Raw genomic sequence first — 21,792 nt, 5'->3', positions numbered from 1 at the left:
GTCTCACTCCGCTGCAATCTGGTTGGCGGCTGCTTTGGGCTTGGGTGTTGCCCCGTGTTCGTATTCCTCGAGGAAATCGAGCACCTCCTGCCGGTAGGTGTAGTAATCCGGGTGCTCCAAGAGCGCCTTGCGGGTGCGGGGGCGGGGCAGGTCTACTTCGGTGATCTTACCAATCGTGGCCTGCGGCCCGTTGGTCATCATCACCACCCGGTCGGCCAGCAGGATCGCCTCATCGACATCATGGGTGACGCAGATCGCGGTCACCTTGGTGCGGGACCAGACCTCCATCAGCACCTCCTGCAGCTCCCAGCGGGTCAGGCTGTCGAGCATGCCGAAGGGTTCATCAAGCAAGAGCAGCTTGGGCGATAGGGCAAAGGCGCGGGCGATGCCGACGCGCTGCTGCATGCCGTTCGACATGGCGTTTGCGGGCTTGTCCATCGCGTCCGCCAGGCCGACGCGCTCCAGGTAATATTCGACCACGTCCTGCCGCTCCGCCTGGGACGCCTTGGGGTAGACCTTGTCGACGCCGATGGCGCAGTTCTCCCGCGCGGTGAGCCAGGGGAAGAGGTTGGGCGACTGGAAAACCACCGCGCGCTCGGGGTCGGCGCCCTCCACGTGGCGGCGGTCCAGCTTGATCGCGCCCTTGGAAATCGCGTTCAGCCCGGCGGCCATGGTCAGCACGGTGGACTTGCCGCAGCCCGAGTGGCCGATCAGCGAGATGAATTCGCCCTTGTTGATCTTGAGGTTGAAATCCTCGACCACCGTCAGCGGCCCCTTGGGGGTGGGATAGATCTTGTGCAGCTGCGAGAAATCCAGAAACCGCTCCTCGGTGATCGACTTCGCGGCCTCGGCCACGGCCGCCGGCAGCCCGTGGATCGGCGTGACATCCGGCAGGGTCTTCGTGCCTTCGGCCCGCGCCTTGATGCCCACGTCCATCAGGCAGGAGGTGACCGCCGCCCGCAGGCGCTTGAAACTCTCGTCCGTGTTCATCGCGGAGCGGTCGCGCGGGCGGGGAATGGCGACGGTGAACTCCTCCCCCAGGCTGCCATCCGGGTTCAGTACGATGATGCGGTCAGCCAGCAGAATGGCCTCGTCCACGTCGTTGGTGATCAGCACGCAGGTCTTCTTGTCCGCCTCCCAGATCGCCTCGATTTCATCCGCCAGATTGGCCCGGGTCAGCGCGTCCAGCGCCGACAGCGGCTCATCGAGCAGCAGCACCTCGGGGTCCATCGCCAGCGCCCGCGCCACGTTGACCCGCTGGCGCATCCCGCCGGACAGTTCCGCGGGGCGGCGGTTCGCGGCGTGGCTGAGGCCGACCATTTTTACATAATGGTCCACCTTTGCCTGTTTCCCCGCCTTGGACAGCCCGGGAAAGACCGTGTCCACCGCAAGGGCGACATTGCCGTTCACCGTCAGCCAGGGCATCAGCGAATAGCTCTGGAAGATCACGCCGCGCTCGGGACCGGGGCCGGTGATGGCCCTGTCCCGGTACGTAACCACCCCTTCCGCCGGCCTCTCCAGCCCGGCCATCAGGTTGATCAGGGTTGTCTTGCCGGTGCCGGAAAAGCCCAGCAGCACCAGGAACTCGCCCTCCTGAACCTGCAGGTTGATGTTTTTCAGAACGTCAGTGCGGGCGGTGCCTTCACCAAAGCTCTTGGAGACGTTTTTTAACTCAAGAACACTCATGACGGCTCACCGGTTGTTCGTGAAGGTAAACAGCGACTGCAGCGCGTACATCACCCGGTCCAGCAGGAAGCCGATGACGCCGATGGTCAGCACCGCAACGATAATCCGGGCCAGCGACTGGCTGGAGCCGTTCTGGAATTCGTCCCAGACGAATTTGCCGAGGCCCGGGTTCTGCGCCAGCATCTCAGCCGCGATCAGCACCATCCAGCCGACCCCCAGCGACAGCCGCAGCCCGGTGAAAATCAGCGGCAGCGCCGACGGCAGAACCAGCTTGGTGATCTTGGTCCAGGTGTTCATTTTCAGAACCTTGGAGACATTCACCAGGTCCTTGTCGATGGAGGCCACCCCCAGCGCGGTATTGATCAGCGCAGGCCACAGCGAACACAGCGTGACGGTGATGGCAGAGACCAGGAACGACTTGGAGAACAGCCCGTCGTTGGTGGCATAAAGCGCCGAAACCACCATGGTCACGATCGGCAGCCAGGCCAGCGGCGACACCGGCTTGAAGATCTGCACCAGCGGGTTGATGGCCGCGTTCGCGGCCGGCGACAGGCCCGCCAGGATGCCCAGCGGGATCGCCACGGCGGCGGCGATCAGGAAGCCGAAGAAGACGGTCAGGATCGAGGTCCGGATCTGCTGGTAGTAGGACGGCGCGCCGGTATAGGGGATATCCTTCACCTGCTCCGGCTGGCCGCGGTCGATGAACCGCTGGTTGCGGGCCTCCACCTTCTCGTAATGGGCCCGCTCCTTGGCGGCCTTGGCCTGCGCATCCTGATGCAGGTTCACCGCTTCGGTCCACACCGCACCCGGGCCGGGGATGGCGCCCAGCGAAGTCTGCACCTTGGGCGCCAGCACGGCCCACAGCATCAGGAACGCGGCAATGGCGATGACGGGAACCGCCAGCAGCCGCCAGATTTCCTTGATCTGCGCCCTGGGATTGTCCCCGGCGGCGGCTTTCAGAACCGGGGTGACCCAGGCCAGGCCAAAGACCTGGAACCAGGCGTCCATCTTATTGATCCGGGTGAACAGCCGGGCGCGGCGGGCCTCGGTGCTCAGCGTGTCGGGGTCGGCGATCGTCATGGTGTCGTCCTCTGGGTAATGCGGGGAGGGAGGGGAGCGGCGCCGGCCGTTGCCGGGACACGGCCCTCCCGTCCGGGGTCAGCCCTGAATGGCGCTGCCAACGACGGTCTGGCCGGTCTTCAGTCCGATCGGCAGGCTGTCGATATAGGCGTTGGGCGTTTTGCCATCGAAGGGGATGCCGTCGATGATGTCTTCCGCCGGGGTCGGGGCCTTGTAGCCATCACTGTCCCAGGGGAAGTCCTCGGGGCTGGCAAGCCCCTCATCCACCAACATTTTTGCGGCTTCCAGGTAGATCTCCGGCTTATAAACAGAGCGGGCGACCTCGTCATACCAGCTGTCCGGCTTGGGCTCGGCAATCTGCCCCCAGCGGCGCATCTGGGTCAGGTACCAGACCGCGTCCGAATAGAACGGATAGGTGGCGTTGTAGCGGAAGAACACGTTGAAATCCGGGACGTCGCGCTTGTCGCCCTTCTCGTATTCGAAGGTGCCGGTCATCGAATTGGCGATCACCTCGTAGTCGGCGCCGACGTACTCGGGGCGCGACAGGATCTCCACCGCTTCCGGGCGGTTGGCATTTTCGTTTTCATCCAGCCACTGGGCCGCGCGGATCAGCGCCTTGACCACCGCCAGCGTGGTGTTCGGGTTTTCCTCGGCAAATTCCGCGGTGATGCCGAACACCTTTTCCGGGTTGTTCTTCCACAGCTCGTAATCGGTGATCACCGGCACGCCGATGCCCTTGAACACCGCCTGCTGGTTCCACGGCTCCCCCACGCAGTAGCCGGAGATCGTGCCTGCCTCCAGCGTCGCGGGCATCTGCGGCGGCGGGGTCACCGACAGAAAGGCCTCGGCGCCGATCTGGCCGGTCACGTTCTCGGGGGAGTAATAGCCGGGGTTGATGCCGCCCGCCGCCAGCCAGTAGCGCAGCTCGTAATTGTGGGTGGAGACCGGGAACACCATGCCCATGTTGAACGGCTTGCCCTTGGCGTTGAAGTCCTCGATCACCGGCTTCAGGTAGGAGGCCGAGATCGGATGCGCGATCCTGCCGTCCGCGTCCGTGGGCAGGTTCGGCTTCATCATCTCCCAGACCTCGTTGGACAGGGTGATGCCGTTGCCGTTCAGATCCATCGAAAACGGCGTGACGATATGCGCCTCGGTGCCATAGCCGATGGTCGCAGCCAGTGGCTGGCCTGCCAGCATGTGGGCGCCGTCCAGGGTGCCGCCGATCACGCCGTCCAGCAGAACCTTCCAGTTCGCCTGCGCTTCGAGGGTGACAAACAGCCCCTCATCATCGAAAAAGCCCTGTTCATAGGCCACCGCCAGCGGCGCCATGTCGGTCAGCTTGATGAAGCCGAAGGTCAGCACGTCCTTTTCCAGCTCCAGCGTGCCGGCCAGGGCTGGTCCGGTAAGTGCGGTTGAGGCCGCAAGCGCCATGATGAGTGTTTTCATCGGGTTGGTTCCTTTTCCTAGCTGCGTCCGGCGGCGAGCGCCGGAACAAAAAAGCCGCTGACACGCACCGCCGGGAGGAGTGGCGGTGGGTCGAGCGGCTTTGCTCCGTGAACCCCGGTCTTCGGGAAAATTCTCAGTCAGGCTCCGTTGCCTGTCTGAATTCAGACTGCAGGAAGAACCGGCCTGCGCCAAAGCTTTCTTTGCTCATGCAGCAAGAAATTCTGCGTTGCAGCGCTGCAGTGCAGCAAGCTGCCTGCTTTTTCATCAGTCTGCGGCCAGGGGATCAAAAACGCGGCCATCGAAAAACCGGTTCCGCAGCAGGCTGACCGGTTCCGATTCTCCGGCGGCCAGCAGCGGCGCGTCGGCCGCGCCCTCCAGTTTCGAGGAGGCGCCCGGCAGTTCCGCACCGGTTCCGCGCAGGGCGGCGCGGTACAGATCGCTGCGGAATACCGACCCGGCTGTGTCCAGCGCCTTCTGCCGGTCCAACCCGTTCCGCCGGGCCAGCTGCAGGGCGATCCATTGCGCCTGGCTGCGCCAGGGAAAGCCCGCGGCACCGTCATGGAAGCCGATAAAGCCGGGCGCTTCACGCTGCAGGCCCTGCGGCGTCACCGTGAACTTTCCCGACAGCGCGCGCTCGATGATTTCGGCGGGCAGATCAAGGTAGCGCCGCGCAGACAGGATTTCCGCCGCCAGCCCGCGCGAGGCCGGGTCGGCCAGCCAGCGGCCTGCGCGCCACAGCGCCCGGATCAGGCGGCCGGACAGGCCGGGTTCCGTGTCTGCCCAGGCGCTGCGCACGGCCAGCACCTTTTCCGGCGCACAGGACCAGATCGCCTGCCCGGGCAGCAGCAGCGCGCCGGCCCCTTGCTCCACCGCCATCGACCCCCAGGGCTCGCCGACGCAAAAAGCGTCGAATTCACCGCTGCGGATGGCCTCTGCCATCAGCGGTGGCGGCACCGTGCGGATGCCGATGTGCCGGGGCGTGTCCGGCCCCAGCCCTTTCAGCCAGTAAGTCAGCAGTTCAGCATGCATGGAGAAGGGAAACGGGACGCCGATCCGCAGCTCGGGGCCGGCTGCGGTGATCAGCGCCTTGCCGGCGGATATGGCATCGTCAAAGGAAAACCCGTGTCCCGCATCGGTCAGCCTGCGGGCCAGGCCGCTGCTGACCCCGATCACAGTGCCGTTGACGGACAGCACCGACAGCACCGACAGGGGCGCGCTGGCGCCGCCCAGGCCAAGCGCCGCAGCAACCGGCACCGGCGCCAGCATCTGGGCGGCGTCCACCTGGCCGAATGCCAGCATGTCCCGCAGGGCCGACCACGAGGGCGCGCGGTGCAGCTCCAGCGTCAGCTTCTCTTCGGCGGCAAAACCCATTTCCTGCGCCGCAATCAGCGGCGCCGCATCGGTCAGCGGGACATAGCCGGCCGGGATCCGCGTCACGGTCATGCCAGCAGCCCCGCCGCCGTAACCAGCGCCTGCGCCACCTCGGCAACGCGCTTGTTCTGGTCCATCGCGGCCTTGCGCAGCAGCGCATAGGCTTCGTCCTCGCCAATGCCCCGGGCCTTCATCACCATCCCCTTGGCGCGGTCGATGACCTTGCGCTCTTCCAGCGCGCGCTTGGCTTCGGCTAGCTCCGTGCGCATCCGCTGGAACAGCCGGAACCGCGCGATGGCGGCATCCAGCACCGGTTTCAGCCGGGCGGGCTGCAGACCGTCGACCACATAGGCCGACACCCCGGCCTCCACCGCGGCGGCGGACAGCCCGTCTTCGCTGCGGTCGGCGAAAATGGCCACCGGACGGTCCTTGGGGCCGGAGGCCAGCGTCAGCTCCTCCAGCACATCGCGGGAGGGGTTGGCGATATCGATCAGCACAACGTCCGGGTCGCGCATCTGTATCTGGCGGGCCAGGCCCGAGGGTTCCGAGATCACCTGAATGTCGAATTCCCCGGCCTCCCGCAGCCCGTCCACAATCATGTAAGCGCGTTCGCGGTTGGTTTCGACGACAACTATGGACAGGGCATCGGGCATGCGCCAGAGCATGTTTGATGCCGCAGCAGGCTGTAAAGGTCCCGGCTACGGCGTGGTTTTCAGATACCGTGCCGGCGCCGGTTTTTTGAGCGGTCTGCCCGGACATTCAGCATGCTGCAGAATCACACTGGCGGCGGCCTCAAAGCGGGCTCACGGGACGCTGCCTGATGTGTGCAGGGGACGATTTGTGCCTACAGCGGGCAAGTTCGGTCTTCCTGCCTGCATGTTCGGCGAAGGGCAGGTTTGTGCCGCTGGGCTTCCCTTTACAGTTTCAGCTGGTTCAGATGATTTTTGTCTTGCAGCCAGGCAAATCCGTCGGGCCAAGGCGACAACACTCTTTCGTGAACCCCCTCCTGGCGGCATATCTTTCGCGACTTCCCTGCGGCATCCTGCAGCCATTCCGGGAAAAAGGGAGGGTTCCATGAACAAGTTTCTCGCAGTTTTGACCTGTACCGCGGCCTGCGCGCTGGCGTCTGCGTCCGCCGCCGAAGACCCGCCGATGGGGTTCTTTGTGACTTCGGTCGGCCTTGGCGACGGCGGCAATCTTGGCGGCCTGGACGGGGCGGACGCCCATTGCGCCAGCCTGGCGGAGGCCGCGGGATCCACCGGCCGCACCTGGCGCGCCTATCTCAGCACCCAGGAAGAGGGCAAGCGCGGCATCTCCGCCCGCTCACGCATCGGCACCGGGCCCTGGTACAATGCCAACGGGGAGCTGATCGCGGTGGATCTGGACCAGCTGCATATCATGCCCAACCTGTACCTGCGGACGGCGGTGGATGAGAACGGCAACCGCATCAAGGGCCGCGGCGACGATCCGAATGAGCATGACATCCTGACCGGTACCCAAGAGGACGGCACCGCCTATTTCCCCTGGCAGGAAGGCGACAAGACCTGTTCGAACTGGACCTCCAACGGTGAAGGGTCGGCCACGGTCGGCCACCACGACCGCCACGGCGGCGGCAACACGTCGTGGAACGCGGCGCATAATTCCCGCGGCTGCAGCGCCGACAACCTGCGCTCAACCGGCGGCAACGGCTATTTCTACTGTTTCGCGGCGGATTAAGGCGGCAAGGGCGGGCTGGCTGGAGAGTTCTGCAACCGCTATGGCGTGCCGGTTTCGGCGCGCCTTTTTATGTGGCGTCACCGCGCAGGAAAAAGACTTCTACCGGCGTGGAAACCCCGCGCACATTGTAGCGGCCGCAGCTTTCAAACAGATCGGGTGCAGCCGCGGCGACAGAGGCGGATGCCAGAACGGAATGCCCGGTGGATTTCGTCAGGCCTTCGATCCGGCTCGCCAGGTTCACTGCGGCGCCGAGCACCGTGAAATCCAGCCTGCCAGGGCTGCCGATATTGCCATAGCTGACGCGGCCCGCGTTGATGCCAATGCCGATCGCAAGCGGCGGGTGGCCTGTTGCGGCGCGGGCGCCGTTCACAGCCGCCAGCCCGGCGAGCGCCTTTTGCGCTGCCTGTGCAGCCTGGCGGCACTGGTCCGCGCGGCTGCGTCCGCCAGCGCCACTGAAGATAGAGAGAATGCCGTCTCCCATAAACTTCAGCACGTCACCGCCTGCTTCCTCAACCGCCTGCACCACCACGTCGAAATAGGTGTTCAGGGTCTCGAATACGTCCTCTTCGCTGGCGCTGTCAGACAGGGCGGTAAAGCCGCGCAGGTCCGTGAACATGACAACGGCGTCCAGCGCCGTAAGCTCGCCGCGCTTGATCGAGCCGTTCCAGACCGCGTCTGACGGGCCGTCGCCCAGATAGGTCCGCAGCAGGCTGCGCGACGATTTGCGCATGGTGACGGGTTCCAGGGCGCAGGAAAGGCCGGGCAGGGAGGCCTCAATCATTTCCAGGTTCTCCGCCGTGAAGCCGCTGTCCGACTGGGTGACAAAGGTGCAGCCGTGCAGTGATCCGTCGCCGTAATACAGCAGCGTGGCATAGTAGTCGGTGCCGCCTGCCTCGGCGAACTCATGATAGGAGATGTGGTCGGCCTCAGGGTCGAGGCCGCGCAGGTTTTTGTGCAGCGGGCGGCGATGGGCCAGAATGTATTCGAAAGAGCTGCCGACGTAGCTGTCCGTCAGCATCACATCATGGGTGACGTCGTAGCTCTCTGTGCTCTCCGGTGTCCACACAACGCCCCAGGCAATCAGCAGCGGGTTTGCAAAACGCTGCCCGATGTTGACTCGCCACAGCGGCACGCCGGCCTCGATCAGCGTTGTGCAGAAGTGCGAGACAACCTTGACCGGATCGCCGCAGCAGCGTCCCTCGGTCATCATCCAGCGGGAGAGATCGTCTATGGCATCCATGGGGACAGGTTATACTTAAGGCTCGCAGCAGAACAGGTGCTGGCTCCCCCTTGCCGCTTGCCCCTGAACATGCTTTGAAACCCGGCAAAGACGGCCCGATGACGAAGGGAGGCACCCCATGGACCAGAACGCATTGACCCGCATTGCCGAGGCGCTGGAGCGGATGTCGCCCGCGCCGCTGGAAACCCCTGATTTCAACGCCGCCGGCGCCTTTGTCTGGCATGTGGGGCCGGAGCGGCTGGAGCCGGTGGAGGCGGTGAACCGGGTTGATCTGAACCTGCTGGTCGGCATCAACCGCTCCCGCGATACCTTGCTGGAGAACACCCGGCGGTTTGCGCAGGGGTTTGCTGCCAACAATGCGCTGCTGTGGGGCGCGCGGGGGATGGGCAAGTCAAGCCTGGTGAAAGCCGTGCACGGGGCGCTGGCGGGGGATCACCCGGAATTGAAACTGGTGGAGCTGCAGCGCGAGGACCTGCCCTCGGTGGCGCGGCTGCTGGGGCACCTGCGGGGCTCTGAGCACCGTTTCATCCTGTTCTGCGACGACCTGTCGTTCAGCCATGACGACCAGCACTACAAGAGCCTTAAGGCGGTGCTGGACGGTGGCATCGAGGGGCGGCCTGAGAACGTGGTGTTCTATGCCACCTCCAACCGCCGCCACCTGATGCCGCGGGACATGATCGAGAACGAGCGCTCCAGCGCCATCAACCCGTCGGAAGCGGTAGAGGAGAAGGTCTCCTTGTCGGACCGGTTCGGGTTATGGCTGGGTTTCCACCCCTGTGATCAGGATGAATACCTTGCAATGATCGAAGGCTACTGCGCCGCCTATGGCGTCACTGTGGATGCAGAAGAGCTGCGCGCCGAGGCGGTTGAATGGCAGGCGACCCGCGGCGCACGCTCCGGCCGGGTGGCCTGGCAGTTCTTCACCGATCTGGCCGGGCGGCACGGGGTGGCGCAGCGCTGAGGCAGTTTAAAACTGGAAACAGAAAAGCCCGGCCAATCAGCCGGGCTTTTCTTTGTTAACAGTTTGTTACCACCGTCAGTTCAGGTAGGTCAGCGGGTCGATGCTCTCGAAACCGTCGCGCACTTCGAAATGCACATAGGCATCGTCACCGCCGCGCAGCGAGGCGATGCGCTGGCCGCGGACCACGCTGTCGCCCTTCTTCACGGTGATGTTGCCGACGTTCTGGTAGACCGTCAGCAGCTTCTGGCTGTGGCGGATCACCACGATCGGTACATTGCTGGAATCCTTGGTGATTGCCGCCACGGTGCCGGCTTCGGCGGCGTTCACCGGCGCGCCGGCGGTGCCGGCAATGTCGATGCCGTCATTGCGGCCCTTGGAATAGGTCTTGATGATCTTGCCTTGCACCGGATAGGCCATCGCCGCGCCGCTGCTGCGGGTCGGTTCCGGCAGTTCCGGCTTGGGCAGGGTTTCCGCGGCGGGTTTGACCGCGGCGGGTTCGACCTTCTCTTGCGGCAGCGGTTTGCTGGCGCTGGGCGGCACCGGGGTCTCGGAGCCGGCGCCCGGCTCTGTCACCACCACGGGGGCCGCTGCAGCGGCAGGCGCTGCCTCGGCGGCGGGCTGCTCTTTCAGCGGGATCAGCAGGTACTGGTCTTCGCGCACTGCAAAATCGCTGCCCAGGCCGTTCCATTCCGCCAGTGACTTCACCGGCACCTGATAGAGCCGCGAAATGGTATAGGCGGTTTCGCCGCGCTTCACCTTGTGGCGGACCGGTTCCGGGCCGGCCTGCACCTTGGCGGGCTGCGGCTGGGGCGCGGGCTGGATTTCGGTTGTGGTCACCGAGCCCGCGTTGGGCGAGGTCAGCGGCGCCGTGTCGATTGCCTGTCCCGCCAGGGTGGCGATATCGACAGAGCCGGGGGCGGCGCTGCCGGGCTGGCTGGCAGGGGCACGGCGCGGAAGCGCCAGAACCTCGCCCTGGCGCATCTTGTCGCCAGACTCCATGCCGTTGAACCGGGCGACCTCGTCGGCCGGCAGGCCGATGCGGCCGGCCACATCAGCCACTGTGTCGCCGCGCTGGGCCACCGCCACCTGGTAGGACGGGTAGGAGATCAAGCCGCGGGAATCCGGGGCAGGGCGGTTCGCGGTGGCGGATTGCGCCGCGCTCGCGGTGTTGAAGCCGCCGATCTGGCCGCGCAGGTCATAGTCCAGCGGGCTCTGGCAGGCCGCCAGAACACCGGCCAGCGGCAGCACCGCCAGCAGCCGGGCGCGCGGCAGGCCGCGGAACACGGTCCGGGCGKGGGGGGTCCGGGTCATTTCGCTCTCCTCAAAACACGCATCCCCTTTTTCGCGGGGATTCTCTCGCGTCAATCACTATAGCCGATGCCGTTTGCGGCTCGGCTGATTTCCGCCGCCAGTTTACGTGTCTTTCGCCAGGCCCTCAAGCAGCGGAACAAAGCGCACCGGGCGCAACTCGTCATACTCCAGCCCGTCTTCGGTCTTGCGGACCCGGATCAGGGTCTGGACATGATCCGACTGGCCCACCGGCAGTACCATGATGCCGCCCACCTTGAGCTGCGCCAGCAGCGGACCGGGCGGGTCCTCGGCAGCGGCGGTCACGATGATGCGGTCAAAGGGGGCCTGTTCGCTGAGCCCGTGGCTGCCGTCGCCCACAAGCGAGGTCACATTGGCCAGCTGCAGCTGCTCAAACACCATCCTTGCCTCGCGCACCAGCCGGGCGTGGCGGTCGATGGTATAGACCCGGCGCGCCAGTTTCGACAGGATCGCCGCCTGGTAGCCGGAGCCGGTGCCGACCTCCAGCACCGTGTCGCGGGGGGAAACCTGCAGCGCTTGGGTCATCATGCCCACCACAGAGGGCTGCGAGATGGTCTGGCCGCAGGCGATCGGCAGCGGCACGTCCTCATAGGCGCGCTCCGAAAAGATACCGCGCACGAACAGCCCGCGGTCGATCTCCTCGATCGCCTCCAGCACCTTCTGGTCGGTGACCCCGCGCGAGCGCACGGAGTAGACGAATTGCATCTTGGTTTGCGCGTCGGGTCCGCTCATGCGCCGGGGCCCTCGATCGCCTTCAGCGCGTCGATCGCGTCCTGGGCGGTCAGATCGGCGCGCATCGGGGTGACGGAGATATAGCCGTCCAGGTTCACCGCTGCGTCTGAGCCGGGCGTGGCCTCCACATGCTGGTTGCCGCCGCGGATCCACAGGTAGCGGCGGCCGGTGGGCGATAGCTGCTCCTCTGCCGAGAAATGGCTGCCGCGGCGAAAGCCCTGGGGCGCAACGCGGGCGCCTTTCACATCCGCGGCCGGTACCGGCGGGAAGTTGATGTTGTAAAACAGCCGGTAATCCTGATTGTCCTGCGGCTGTGCCTCCAGGATCTTCTTCACCAGCGCCGCGCCATGCACGGCGGAGGCTTCGAACGGATTGTCCGTCTCGCGGTTGGCGGGGCCGTAGTACTGCGACAGCGCCATTGCCGGGATGCCCTGCAGCGCCGCTTCCATTGCGCCGCCCAGGGTGCCGGAATAGAGCGCGTTTTCAGCTGAGTTGTTGCCGCGGTTGACCCCCGACAGCACCAGGTCGGGTTTTGCTCCATGCATCGCCACATGAATACCCGCCAGCACGCAGTCGGCGGGCGAGCCCTCAGCGGCAAAGCGGCGCTCACCGAGCTGGCTCAGCATGGTGGGACGGGTATAGCTGATGCAATGGCCGACGCCGGATTGCTCAAACGCGGGCGCCACGGTCCAGACTTCGCCGCCGGGGCCCGCGACCTCATGGGCGATGGCGTCCAGAACCTTCAGCCCTTCGGCGCTGATGCCGTCGTCATTGGTGATCAGAATGCGCATGGGGTGCCTGCCGTCTTCAACCGGGTTTTCGATTGAATAGGACCTGCACCTGAAGGGGGCAAGGTTTTCGCAGGGAGAAGCCGGATCCGCGGCAAAGCGGGGCAGGGAGGCAACAGCAGGCGGGGAGGACGGAGCGCTCCCGCACCGTTGGCCTGCATCAAAGATGCCGTCCAAAGCCTTGGGCCAAGCGCCGCGCGGATGCGCGGCGCGGGCAATTGCCAGATGTCAGTCCGCCAGGATCTGCGGCAGCAGGCGCATGGCCTCGTCCTGGATCGGGGTCAGCGCATCGCGGTCCTCGCCCGGGTGGAAGCGGGCGCGCAGCGCCGTGGCCATCGGTTGCGGCTCGAGGATTTTCACCTTGGGGCCGGTGCGCTCCGTCTCGGCCTGCCAGCTGCGGGCCAGCGCCATCTGCGCCGCCTTGGTGGCGCCGTAGGTGCCATAGAACTTTTCGCCCGCCTTCGGGTCGTCAAAGAACACCGCACGGCCTGTCTGGCCCAAAAGAGGCGCCACATAGGGGATCAGCACCGAGGTGGCGGTGGCGTTAATCGCCACGGCCTTGGTCCAGTCCTTGGGCGCGACCGACGGCGCCGGACACAGGGCAGTTGCATGGATCGCAGTATGCAGCCACAGGTCCAGCTTGCCCCAGCGGTCATGGATGCCGCGGCAGAGCGTCGCCATCGCCTCCGGCACGGTAATGTCCATCGGCGCCAAGGTGGCAGAGCCGCCCGCCGCCTTGATGCGGTCGTCCAGCTCTTCCAGCGCGCCGGTGGTGCGGGCGACGGCAACGATGTGATGGGTGGGCGCAAGCGCCTCGGCGAGGGCGTTGCCCAGGCCGCGCGATGCACCGGTGATGAGAGCGATTTTGTCTGTCATGGCCGCCTTCTTGGGCCGCCCGCGCGGGCAGGTCAAGAGGCGGAAGGCAACGCCAAGGGTTTTCGGAAATCCTTGGCAAATTTCTTGGAAGAAATTTGCGCCGCTGGCCGCCGGCTCAGCTGCCCGGCATCACCAGGCGCCTGGTTTCGCCGCGCTGGTTCAGCACCAGGCCGTGGGCGTCGATGGCAATCACCTGGCCCTGCGACAGCTTGGTGCCGCGCTTGACTTCGCGGGTGCGGCCAGAAGGCAGGCGGATCAGCGCGCTCATGCTGTTTTCCGGCCCGTAGACCCCCAGCAAGCTCAGGTTGCTGCGGTTCACTGCATTGGTCTGGGTTGCCAGTCCCGCCACCTTGGCGGAGGTCTGCTCATTTGCCATCTTCGTCTGTCCTTTGACTGTCCGGATGGCATCTGGCGTGTTGCTGCTGCTGTTTCAAGCGCGCAGAACGGGCCTCGGCGGAAAGCTGCAGAAGGCTGAGTGGAAGGCCGCCGACGGCCTTTGGTCATTCAGGGCGCAGCGGGGCCGGCTTCAGGCGTCATAAACCAGCGACGGCAGGTCGTGGCCATAGGCATAGAGCAGCTCCAGCAGTTCCTCCAGTTCCGCCCCGTCCTTCTGCAGCGGGTAGAGCGGGTGGTTCTGTTCGGTGACCTTCAGCTCCGGATACTGGCCGCCGGGGCGCATCTCCAGCATGCAGCCCGCAGGCACGGCCAGGTCGGGCGGAATCGCATTGGCCAGCCAGGCCGGGCGGTCACCCAGCTTGTCGGTCTCGCGCATCTCGAACAGGTCGAGATAGGCGTCGAAGTCGTCGCGGCTGAGGCTGGCCCAGGTGCCCAGGATGAACTCCTCGCCGCGGGTGCCGTTCAATGGAATTGCCAGCACCGCACGGACAAAACGCAGATCGCCGAGGCGGCAGAAATCCTCGGTCAGGATGTCGCCGCGGGTGGCCAGGACGGCGGAGTTGTCCTCGACCTCCATATCCTCGGAACAGATGTCGGGCCGGTCGCAGCTGAGGCTGAGCAGTTGCGCGAAAGTAGCGCCGCAGCAGCGGCACTGGCGCGGGGAGGTCAGCATGCGGGCAAGATGCGCGTCCAAGGGGCGGCCTTTCGTCAGGAGCATAGGAAAAGGCGCGGGCCGTCACGGCCAGCGCCTCCCCTTGCAAAGTTCCGGGCTCTCATAGACGCATGCGGGCCAAAGTTCAAACCCCTGTTGCGGCAGGTCTCAGCCGGTCGCCAGCTTGGAGGCGTTCCAGGAGGCGCCGGGTGCCGGCATGTCCTGAATCTTGGCGCTGACCCGGCTGCTGCCTTCCAGAGCCGCCAGATACTCTTCGGTGACGCCGGTGATGTAGTTGCCGTCAAAGCAGGAGCAGTCAAAGCCCTGAATGTCCGGGTTGCCTTCCTGCGCCGCCCAGATCAGGTCTTCGAGCTTCTGGTAGAACAGCGCATCGGCCCCCAGCTCCTCGCGGATTTCCTCGATGCTGAGGCCGTTTGCGATCAGCTCATGCTTGGTCGGCATGTCGATGCCGTAGACGTTCGGGTAAACGACCGGCGGCGAGGCCGAGGCGATATAGACCTTCTTGGCGCCGGCCTCGCGGCACATCTGCACGATCTTCTTGATGGTGTTGCCGCGCACGATGGAGTCATCAATCAGCAGAACGTTGCGGTCCTTGAACTCCAGCGGGATCGCGTTGAGCTTGCGGCGCACCGATTTCTGCCGCTCCGCCTGACCGGGCATGATGAAGGTACGGCCGACGTAGCGGTTCTTCACCAGCCCCTCGCGGTAGCGGATGCCGGTGGAGTTGGCGACTTCCAGCGCCACGGGGCGGGCCGAATCAGGCACCGGGATGATGCTGTCGATCTCCAGCCCCGACTCCTGGATTTGCTTGGCCAGCGCCTGGCCCATGCGCAGCTGGGTCTTGTAGACCGAAACGCCGTCCATCATCGAGTCGGGACGCGCCAGGTAGACATACTCAAAAATGCAGGGGGTCAGCTTGCCCTCGACCGCCTGGAAGGTGTGGAGGTTGCCGTCGAGGTCGATCAGCACTGCTTCGCCGGCTTTCACATCGCGGACTTTCTCGAACCCGTTGATGCCGAAGGCCACGTCCTCGGAGGCAATGCAGTAATCGTCGCCTTCGCCTTGTGCAGGGCGTTTGCCCAGCGACAGCGGCCGGATGCCGTGCGGGTCGCGGAAGGCCAGCATGCCGACACCGGCAATCATGCACAGCACCGAATAGGCGCCCTGAACCCGCTCCATGGTCATCTTCACACCGGCAAAGATGTTGCGGATCGGCTCGGCGTTGCCGTTGACCTTGATCGCATCGGCCACCTTGTCGGCCAGGACGTTCAGCAGGATTTCGGAATCGGAGGTGGTGCGCAGATGGCGGCTGTATTTGCCGGTCACCTTTTCGCGCTGCTCGGCGGTGTTGGTGATATTGCCGTTGTGGACCAGGTAGATGCCGTAAGGCGCGTTTACAAAGAACGGCTGCGCCTCTGCCGCGCTGAGCGAGCCCGCGGTGGGGTAGCGCACATGGCCCATGCCGACGCGTCCGGTCAGGGTTTCCGCGTCCGACGGCCCGAACACATCCTTGACCAGGCCGTTTGCCTTGCGCTCGCGGAAGAACTCGCCGGTGTAGGTCACGATGCCCGAGGCGTCCTGACCGCGGTGCTGCAGCATCAGAAGCCCGTCATATATCTCCGCAAAGACTTCCGTGTCCCGGCTTGCGATCCCCAAAATCCCGCACATTGGCTGGCTCCAATCCCGATTAGGCTTTGCTGTTCGATGGCTGATGGAAGCGGCTTGTCCGGCAGTCTAGCGCATTTTTCCGTGCCTGCGCCAATCCGGCCGCGCCAAAGGTCCCTGCCGGCAAAGCGTCCGGAGCCTGATGGCCGGTTGCGGCCCTGCGGCCCGGCGCTGGCTGCGTCAGGTCAGGTCCACAAGGGCAGGCGGGCAGCGTCTGCAGCAGCGGCAAGGCGGTGTGGCTCCGAATCCGTTTCCTGTTCGCGCCCTCACATAGAGGCTTTCGCGGCGTCTGTCATCAAAGGATCACATTTCCCTTCTGCGCTGCGGCAATAGGGGCGGTTTGCCGAGTATGCGGGCAGGGCGCGCCGCTGCAATCAATGCAGCGTCAGAAGCGACACCGCCCCGACCAGGACCAGGCTCAGCGCCCAGATCAGATCCAGGTTGAACCAGCCGCGGGACAGGAACTTCAGCCCCAGCCAGTGATAGACGCCAAAGGCCATGGCACCGCCCGCCACCGTCATCGCCAGCGTATGGGCCAGCGCGACCAGCGCGGCGATGCCCGCATTGCCCGTCATCAGCGTCCCGGCGGCGGCGTGGCCCGCGTCGGTCTCAACCGTGGCGCAAATGCCGAGGTAGATCGGCACCAGCATCAGCCCGGCGCCATGCGCCATCGCCGCCAGGAACGACCACAGCGCCAGCCGCGACGGCGGCACCCGCGCCAGCATGCGCGGGTGGCGGCGGTTCCACAGCAGATAGAGACCCAGCGCTATCACCAGGCAGGCAGCGCCGATCTGGATCTCGCGCTGCCATTCGGCCAGCACCAGCAGCATCGAGAACGGAAACAGCACCGCCGCCATTGCCAGCAGATGCCCCGCCGCCAGCGCGGCCAGCGCCCGCCACAGGCTGCCCTGCGACCGGTCCATCAGCGCGGCGGAAACCGCCAGCGGCCAGCCCATGCCGGGGTTCACACCATGATAGACACCGGAAAGGGCCACGGCCCCCCACAGGGCCGCCGCCGTGCTGATCTCTGCCACGCGTCAGACGGAGGGGTAGCAGAAGCTGTCAGTGGAGCAGTCGCCGCCCTCCAGCCGGATCTGGTGGCTGCGGTAGCCCTTGGGGAACTCGACATAGAAATCCTTGTCCAGCTCCAGCCCGCCGTTTTCGCCAACGTTGGCCATCACCATCTGGCCGCCTTCGGCATCCGGGTAGAACTGATCGTCCCATGTGGAATAGAGCGAATTGGTCCAGTAGACTCGCTTGCCGTCGCGGCTGATCTCCACCATCTGCGGGCCATAGGCAAAATCCTTGCCGTTCGGATGCTTGGCGCCGCGTGCAATGCCGCCGACCTCGACCTTGCCGGTCAGCTTGGGGTTCATCGGGTCGGAGACATCATACTGGTGCATCTCGCCCAGCCCCCAGCACGCGACGTAGAGGTACTTGTCATCCATGCTCAGGTCGATGTCGGTGACCAGCGGCGGCACCGCCTCGAACCCCTGCAAGAGCGGCGGAAGGTTTTCCGGCTTCTCGGGCCGCGGGTCGATGGTGATGGTCTTCTTGGCATCAAAGGTGCCGTCGTCCTTCTGCCACCAGGTGAAGATCGCTCCTTGCAGGTTGGTGGTGTCCACCACCACGCCGCAGAAGCCGTAATCGCGCGCCGGATCATGCGCCGGCCGGATTTCCAGCGCCATCTGGTGGTTCTCACCCAGGTCGATGGTCTGCACGTTCTTGCGCTGGCGCAGGTTCCAGAAGTGGATCGAGTGGCCGTATTTGTTGCTCAGCAGGTCCTCTGCCACGATGCCGTTCTCAAACTGCGGCGGCAGCGCCCATTCGGAGCTGACCATGTAGTCGCGCGGCAGGTTCCACCAGAAATCGTAATGCTTGTCCTGCTTGCCGCGGTCCATCTCGTAGCGGCCCAGGATTTCAAAGGTTTCGCAGTCCATGATGAAGATGCCCGGCGGCCCGTCGGTGCCGTCCTCGCCGCCGCCGCCCAAGGTCGAGACATAGATGCCTTCGGGGCCGCAATGGATGGTGTGCGGGCGGGAGTAGCCGGTCTTGGCAAAGACTTCCTCCGGCTCGATGATCTTGTGGATTTTCGCCTTCAGCGGCTCCTTCACGTCCACCACATAGATCCGGCTGGAACGGATGCCGGGGATGATCAGATAGCGCCGTTCCAGGAACGCATGGCCCGACAGCGGCGACAGGGAGGAGGAACAGGCGTTCCAGCCGAAATGGTGAAATTCGTCGCCCTTGTTGGGCATGATCAGCTGATGCACGATCTGGCCGTAGGTGTCTGAGTCCGGGTCGACATCGACCACCGCCAGCCCATCCGGCTGCGAGAAATCGGGGCTCAGCATCAGCGTGAAGGCCAGCTTTTCCGCCGGGGCCTCCATCGCCAGTTTGGGTGTTGCGTGAAATGTTGGGTCAGGCCGCAAGTTCATCGTCAAATCCTCCCTAAATACCGGGCGCCGGTTGCTCTGCGGTGCCTTTGGCGCCTGAGGGGATGCTGGCATACATATATTTTCCGGGCAACTTTTTCCGGAAATGCCCCCGCGTATGGAACGGACGTTCCGCATTTCCGCGGAATGGCAGGGGCGGAACCTTGCCCGCCTGTCCGGGCTGCCAAAGGAATAGGCCCGCACGAAGGCGGGCCCGAGGGGGAGGGAATGTCTTGCTGGCTGGCCCTTGGATCAGGCCGCCAGGATGCGGTCCAGCAGGTTGTCCAGGGGGCTGGGCAGGCGGGCGTCAATCTCGCCCATGCCGGTCTGCGACAGCGCGCGGCCTCCATCGCTGGCCAGCACTTGGCGGGTCTCGGTCAGCGACAACTGGTGAAAAGCGGAGTCCACGGCGGTGTCACCGGCGGGCAGCAGCATGCCGCTTTCGGCCCAGACCAGCTCTTCTTCTGCGAATTCGAAATGGATGCGGCCCAGGCGTTCCGGCGCGGCCGCGGTGATACCCTTGTAGCCGGCCAGGGCAATCAGCTTGGCGACGACAACCGGCAGGCCGAACAGGCGTTCCGCGGTTTCCATCTCCAGCGCCACTTTCTGATCCGAGGGCAGCATCAGGTCGGTATCGTTCCCCAGCGCGCCGGCCGGGATATGCATCAGGGTGGTCAGGCGCGGTACCGCGTGTTTCACGGCCTTCACTTCCTGGGCGCCGCCGTCAAAGGTGAACACCATGTCGCCGGGTTTGACGTCGCGGGCCTGCTTGAAGCCCTCTTCGGTCTCCACCAGCGTATCGGGCAGGAAGCCGCCGCTGCGGATGCGGGCGCGCTTGGGCGCCGGCTTCACGGACTGTGGCAGGGGATTGGTCAGCAGCAGCACGTCAACCGGCAGGTAGTCGGCGAAATCTGTGGTGTGATCCAGCTGCATCGTTATGTCCCTTCTGAGCGTCTTCGTCCCGGCGTCTTGCCGTTGAAGCCATGTGGCCCCCGAATTGGGACCAAATTGGGGCAGGCTTGCGTCGCATTTCGGGATGGCGCGATTTTTTGGGGACAAACCCTGCTTTTTTCGGGGAATTGTTAACCTTTTCGCGGTGCGGGCTGAGGATTTATTAAGAATTGACGCAATTTTTGAGACGCGCTTCGAAGCCTCTCAAGGCCCGATTCTCTTTGGTTAACAAATTGTTAACGTGAATTTGCGGTGTTAACTGCCGTACCGGGCGTCCTGTGGATAACTGTGTGAACGCATTGAAACTCAAAGTAAAACGGGCGCCCATGGGGCGCCCGCGTATCTGTCTGATGGTGGTAATCCTCAGGAATTACTCGCCGCAGGCCCCGATCAGTGCCTCGTATTGCTCGGTGACCCAGCCCAGGGCCTGCTCCGGATTGCGTTCTTCGATCTTGCCGGTCAGGCGCTCGAACACCTCGGCAGAGCGGCTTTCGTCAACGATTGTGAAGCTCTGCCCGGTCATCACCACGTCATAGAGGAAGAAGGCAATCGCGATCAGAAGAATGCCGCGCAGGACGCCGAAGAAGAAACCGGCACCCTGATCCAGACCGCCGAGCGCCGAGCGCTGCACCAGAGTGGAAAACAGCGGCGTGAAGAAGGAGACCACGATCAGCGCCAGCGCAAACACCGCGGCAAAGGCAGCGATGATCGAAAGCTCGCAGCTGTCGGCGATGAAATCTCCGATCACCGGGATCTCTGCCATCAGCGGCTCCACCTGAGGTGCGAAGATGAAGGCCAGGACACCGGCGGCGATCCAGCCGGCGATCGCCATCGCCTCGCGCACGAAACCGCGCGAATAGGCCAGCAGCGCCGATACGACAATGACCAGGGCCACGACCCCGTCGATGATTGTGAAACCTTCCATGTCCCTCGCCCGTTTGCCTGCGATCTCAAATTTTTTGCGACTTTAACCGGCCCCGAAGAATTCGCCAACAAAACCTGCCAGATCGCCCGACTTTCGCAAGGAAAGGCCGTTCACGGACACGGTTTTGCTGCCGCCAGGGGCAATCGCCGCCGTGAAACCAAGTTTTTGCGCCTCTTTCAACCTGTTTTCGGTCTGCGGGGCGGGCCGGAGGGCGCCGGACAGCGAAATTTCTCCGAAAACCACCGTATCGGCAGGCAGGGCGACGTCTTCCCGCGCACTCAGCAGCGCCGCCGCCACGGCGAGGTCGGCCGCCGGTTCGGAGATTTTCATGCCCCCCGCCACGTTCAAATAGACGTCCAGGCCCGCAAAGGGGATGCCGCAGCGGGCCTCCAAAACGGCCAGGATCATCGCCAGACGTGACGAGTCCCAGCCGACCACGGCCCGCCGGGGCTGCGAATGGGGGGAGGGCGCAATCAGCGCCTGCATCTCGACCAGCACTGGCCGGGTGCCCTCGATGCCCGCAAACACCACCGATCCGGGGCTTGGCTCGCCGCGCTCCGACAGGAACAGGGCAGAGGGGTTGATCACCTCGCTGAGGCCGCTGCCGGTCATCTCGAACACGCCGATCTCATCCGCCGGGCCAAAGCGGTTCTTGACCGCGCGCAGGATGCGGAACTGGTGACCGCGCTCACCCTCGAAATACAGAACCGTGTCGACCATATGCTCGACCACCCGGGGGCCGGCGATCTGGCCCTCCTTGGTGACATGGCCGACCATAACGATCGAGATCCCGTGCCGCTTGGCAAAGGTGGTCAGCTCATGCGCCGCGGCGCGCACCTGGCTGACGGAACCCGGCGCGCTGTCCACATGGTCGGCCCACATGGTCTGGATCGAGTCGATGATGGCCAGCTGCGGCCGCTCCGCCTCCAGCGTGGTCAGGATGTCGCGCAGGTTGGTCTCCGCCGCCAGCTGCACAGGCGCATCCGCCAGCCCCAGCCGCTGCGCCCGCATCCGCACCTGGGCGGAGGCTTCCTCGCCGCTGACATAGACGGTCTTGACGCCAGCCTGGGCAAAGCGCGCCGCCGCCTGCAAAAGCAGGGTGGATTTGCCGATGCCGGGATCGCCGCCCACCAGAATGGCCGAGGCAGAAACCAGCCCGCCGCCCAGCACCCGGTCCAGCTCGCCCACGCCGCAGCAGGCGCGCGGCGGCGGGGTTTCCCGCGCCGACAGATCGGTCAGCTGGATGGTGCGGCCGCGCTTGACACCCAGCGATTTCTTGGCGGGGCCGGACGACAGCCCCTGATCCTCGGTGATGGTGTTCCACTCGCCGCAGCCTTCGCAGCGCCCGGACCATTTGGAAAAGCTGGCTCCGCAGGCGGAGCAGGAGAAAGTTGTTTTTGCCATGCCCGATCAGTGGCAGATGTTTCCCTTTTGTTCAAGGGGCGGCAGGCTGTACCGGAGGATGCGAGGCTCTGCCGCGCGCTCCCGAGCACTTGCCACCGGAAAGAAGCGGCGTCTTTCT

The 21,792-nt window shown here is 64.9% G+C and carries 20 protein-coding genes; 2 read left to right on the top strand and 18 right to left on the bottom strand.

The genetic code is table 11. The annotated features are described in order from the left end of the window. Positions 1-3: 3 nt before the first annotated feature. The 5 genes from GKC28_RS02695 to GKC28_RS02675 all read right to left on the bottom strand — a co-directional run bounded on the left by GKC28_RS02695 (position 4) and on the right by GKC28_RS02675 (position 6,236). Positions 4-1,686, bottom strand: a complete 1,683-nt coding sequence (locus GKC28_RS02695) for an ABC transporter ATP-binding protein (RefSeq protein ID WP_174144991.1) — start codon at positions 1,684-1,686, stop codon at positions 4-6. Positions 1,687-1,692: 6 nt separating this feature from the next. Further along, complete coding sequence (locus GKC28_RS02690; protein ID WP_174144990.1) at positions 1,693-2,766, bottom strand: ABC transporter permease; 1,074 nt, start codon at positions 2,764-2,766, stop codon at positions 1,693-1,695. 78 nt (positions 2,767-2,844) lie between these two features. Further along, a complete protein-coding gene (locus GKC28_RS02685; RefSeq protein ID WP_174144989.1) occupies positions 2,845-4,212 on the bottom strand; it encodes a CmpA/NrtA family ABC transporter substrate-binding protein in 1,368 nt (455 codons plus the stop codon). A gap of 264 nt (positions 4,213-4,476) precedes the next feature. Continuing rightward, complete coding sequence (locus GKC28_RS02680) at positions 4,477-5,655, bottom strand: CmpA/NrtA family ABC transporter substrate-binding protein (protein WP_174144988.1); 1,179 nt, start codon at positions 5,653-5,655, stop codon at positions 4,477-4,479. Continuing rightward, on the bottom strand, positions 5,652-6,236 hold the full coding sequence (locus tag GKC28_RS02675) for an ANTAR domain-containing response regulator (protein ID WP_174144987.1): 585 nt from the start codon (positions 6,234-6,236) through the stop codon (positions 5,652-5,654). The genes GKC28_RS02680 and GKC28_RS02675 overlap by 4 nt, the downstream gene beginning before the upstream one ends. A 421-nt stretch (positions 6,237-6,657) precedes the next feature. Here GKC28_RS02675 and GKC28_RS02670 point away from each other — a divergent pair, with 421 nt between their 5' ends. After that, positions 6,658-7,299 (top strand): hypothetical protein, encoded by a 642-nt coding sequence (locus tag GKC28_RS02670; protein ID WP_174144986.1) that lies wholly within the window; start codon positions 6,658-6,660, stop codon positions 7,297-7,299. Between the two features lie 67 nt (positions 7,300-7,366). On the opposite strand, the gene GKC28_RS02665 is transcribed toward GKC28_RS02670, so the two are convergent. Then, positions 7,367-8,539: an adenylate/guanylate cyclase domain-containing protein gene (locus GKC28_RS02665; protein WP_174144985.1), complete on the bottom strand. Its 1,173-nt coding sequence runs from the start codon at positions 8,537-8,539 to the stop codon at positions 7,367-7,369. A gap of 118 nt (positions 8,540-8,657) precedes the next feature. On the opposite strand from GKC28_RS02665, the gene GKC28_RS02660 reads away from it, so the two are divergent. Then, positions 8,658-9,500, top strand: a complete 843-nt coding sequence (locus GKC28_RS02660; protein WP_174144984.1) for an ATP-binding protein — start codon at positions 8,658-8,660, stop codon at positions 9,498-9,500. 75 nt (positions 9,501-9,575) lie between these two features. Here the strand turns inward: GKC28_RS02660 and GKC28_RS02655 are convergent, their stop codons facing one another. From GKC28_RS02655 to radA, 12 genes are all read right to left on the bottom strand, one after another. Then, complete coding sequence (locus tag GKC28_RS02655; RefSeq protein ID WP_174144983.1) at positions 9,576-10,811, bottom strand: peptidoglycan DD-metalloendopeptidase family protein; 1,236 nt, start codon at positions 10,809-10,811, stop codon at positions 9,576-9,578. A 102-nt stretch (positions 10,812-10,913) separates the two neighbouring features. Then, a complete protein-coding gene (locus GKC28_RS02650) occupies positions 10,914-11,561 on the bottom strand; it encodes a protein-L-isoaspartate(D-aspartate) O-methyltransferase (RefSeq protein ID WP_174144982.1) in 648 nt (215 codons plus the stop codon). Further along, positions 11,558-12,352: a 5'/3'-nucleotidase SurE gene (surE, locus tag GKC28_RS02645; protein ID WP_174144981.1), complete on the bottom strand. Its 795-nt coding sequence runs from the start codon at positions 12,350-12,352 to the stop codon at positions 11,558-11,560. The genes GKC28_RS02650 and surE overlap by 4 nt, the downstream gene beginning before the upstream one ends. A gap of 225 nt (positions 12,353-12,577) precedes the next feature. Further along, entirely contained in the window at positions 12,578-13,225 is a 648-nt protein-coding gene (locus GKC28_RS02640; RefSeq protein WP_174144980.1) for an SDR family oxidoreductase, read from the bottom strand. Positions 13,226-13,340: 115 nt separating this feature from the next. Next, positions 13,341-13,601, bottom strand: coding sequence for a hypothetical protein (locus GKC28_RS02635; RefSeq protein WP_174144979.1), 261 nt, complete (start codon positions 13,599-13,601; stop codon positions 13,341-13,343). A 150-nt stretch (positions 13,602-13,751) separates the two neighbouring features. After that, positions 13,752-14,339: a DUF2199 domain-containing protein gene (locus GKC28_RS02630; RefSeq protein ID WP_254604132.1), complete on the bottom strand. Its 588-nt coding sequence runs from the start codon at positions 14,337-14,339 to the stop codon at positions 13,752-13,754. A 102-nt stretch (positions 14,340-14,441) separates the two neighbouring features. Further along, entirely contained in the window at positions 14,442-15,962 is a 1,521-nt protein-coding gene (purF, locus tag GKC28_RS02625) for an amidophosphoribosyltransferase (RefSeq protein ID WP_039179065.1), read from the bottom strand. Positions 15,963-16,333: 371 nt separating this feature from the next. After that, positions 16,334-16,993: a hypothetical protein gene (locus GKC28_RS02620; RefSeq protein ID WP_174144978.1), complete on the bottom strand. Its 660-nt coding sequence runs from the start codon at positions 16,991-16,993 to the stop codon at positions 16,334-16,336. A gap of 3 nt (positions 16,994-16,996) precedes the next feature. Then, positions 16,997-18,397, bottom strand: a complete 1,401-nt coding sequence (locus tag GKC28_RS02615; protein WP_174144977.1) for a selenium-binding protein SBP56-related protein — start codon at positions 18,395-18,397, stop codon at positions 16,997-16,999. Between the two features lie 249 nt (positions 18,398-18,646). Further along, positions 18,647-19,327 carry a Hint domain-containing protein gene (locus GKC28_RS02610; protein WP_174144976.1) on the bottom strand — a complete coding sequence of 227 codons (681 nt, stop codon included), beginning with the start codon at positions 19,325-19,327 and terminating at the stop codon, positions 18,647-18,649. 388 nt (positions 19,328-19,715) lie between these two features. Beyond that, on the bottom strand, positions 19,716-20,270 hold the full coding sequence (locus GKC28_RS02605; RefSeq protein ID WP_174144975.1) for a CvpA family protein: 555 nt from the start codon (positions 20,268-20,270) through the stop codon (positions 19,716-19,718). Positions 20,271-20,312: 42 nt separating this feature from the next. Next, positions 20,313-21,674 carry a DNA repair protein RadA gene (gene radA, locus GKC28_RS02600; protein WP_174144974.1) on the bottom strand — a complete coding sequence of 454 codons (1,362 nt, stop codon included), beginning with the start codon at positions 21,672-21,674 and terminating at the stop codon, positions 20,313-20,315. Between the last annotated feature and the right edge of the window lie 118 nt (positions 21,675-21,792).

It is taken from the genome of Leisingera sp. ANG59, from assembly GCF_013317235.1.
Taxonomy (GTDB): domain Bacteria; phylum Pseudomonadota; class Alphaproteobacteria; order Rhodobacterales; family Rhodobacteraceae; genus Leisingera.
Note: the sequence above shows the minus strand (reverse complement) of the source record. Positions and strands in the feature narration are given on the sequence as shown.

Coding starts and splice junctions, on each gene's coding strand:
- GKC28_RS02610 (WP_174144976.1), bottom strand. CDS start 19,327: ATGCAGCTGGATCACACCACAGATTTCGCCGACTACCTGCCGGTTGAC.
- GKC28_RS02670 (WP_174144986.1), top strand. CDS start 6,658: ATGAACAAGTTTCTCGCAGTTTTGACCTGTACCGCGGCCTGCGCGCTG.
- GKC28_RS02665 (WP_174144985.1), bottom strand. CDS start 8,539: ATGGATGCCATAGACGATCTCTCCCGCTGGATGATGACCGAGGGACGC.
- radA (WP_174144974.1), bottom strand. CDS start 21,674: ATGGCAAAAACAACTTTCTCCTGCTCCGCCTGCGGAGCCAGCTTTTCC.
- GKC28_RS02605 (WP_174144975.1), bottom strand. CDS start 20,270: ATGGAAGGTTTCACAATCATCGACGGGGTCGTGGCCCTGGTCATTGTC.
- GKC28_RS02685 (WP_174144989.1), bottom strand. CDS start 4,212: ATGAAAACACTCATCATGGCGCTTGCGGCCTCAACCGCACTTACCGGA.
- GKC28_RS02640 (WP_174144980.1), bottom strand. CDS start 13,225: ATGACAGACAAAATCGCTCTCATCACCGGTGCATCGCGCGGCCTGGGC.
- GKC28_RS02650 (WP_174144982.1), bottom strand. CDS start 11,561: ATGAGCGGACCCGACGCGCAAACCAAGATGCAATTCGTCTACTCCGTG.
- GKC28_RS02635 (WP_174144979.1), bottom strand. CDS start 13,601: ATGGCAAATGAGCAGACCTCCGCCAAGGTGGCGGGACTGGCAACCCAG.
- GKC28_RS02690 (WP_174144990.1), bottom strand. CDS start 2,766: ATGACGATCGCCGACCCCGACACGCTGAGCACCGAGGCCCGCCGCGCC.
- GKC28_RS02630 (WP_254604132.1), bottom strand. CDS start 14,339: ATGCTCCTGACGAAAGGCCGCCCCTTGGACGCGCATCTTGCCCGCATG.
- GKC28_RS02680 (WP_174144988.1), bottom strand. CDS start 5,655: ATGACCGTGACGCGGATCCCGGCCGGCTATGTCCCGCTGACCGATGCG.
- GKC28_RS02615 (WP_174144977.1), bottom strand. CDS start 18,397: ATGAACTTGCGGCCTGACCCAACATTTCACGCAACACCCAAACTGGCG.
- GKC28_RS02660 (WP_174144984.1), top strand. CDS start 8,658: ATGGACCAGAACGCATTGACCCGCATTGCCGAGGCGCTGGAGCGGATG.
- purF (WP_039179065.1), bottom strand. CDS start 15,962: ATGTGCGGGATTTTGGGGATCGCAAGCCGGGACACGGAAGTCTTTGCG.
- surE (WP_174144981.1), bottom strand. CDS start 12,352: ATGCGCATTCTGATCACCAATGACGACGGCATCAGCGCCGAAGGGCTG.
- GKC28_RS02695 (WP_174144991.1), bottom strand. CDS start 1,686: ATGAGTGTTCTTGAGTTAAAAAACGTCTCCAAGAGCTTTGGTGAAGGC.
- GKC28_RS02675 (WP_174144987.1), bottom strand. CDS start 6,236: ATGCCCGATGCCCTGTCCATAGTTGTCGTCGAAACCAACCGCGAACGC.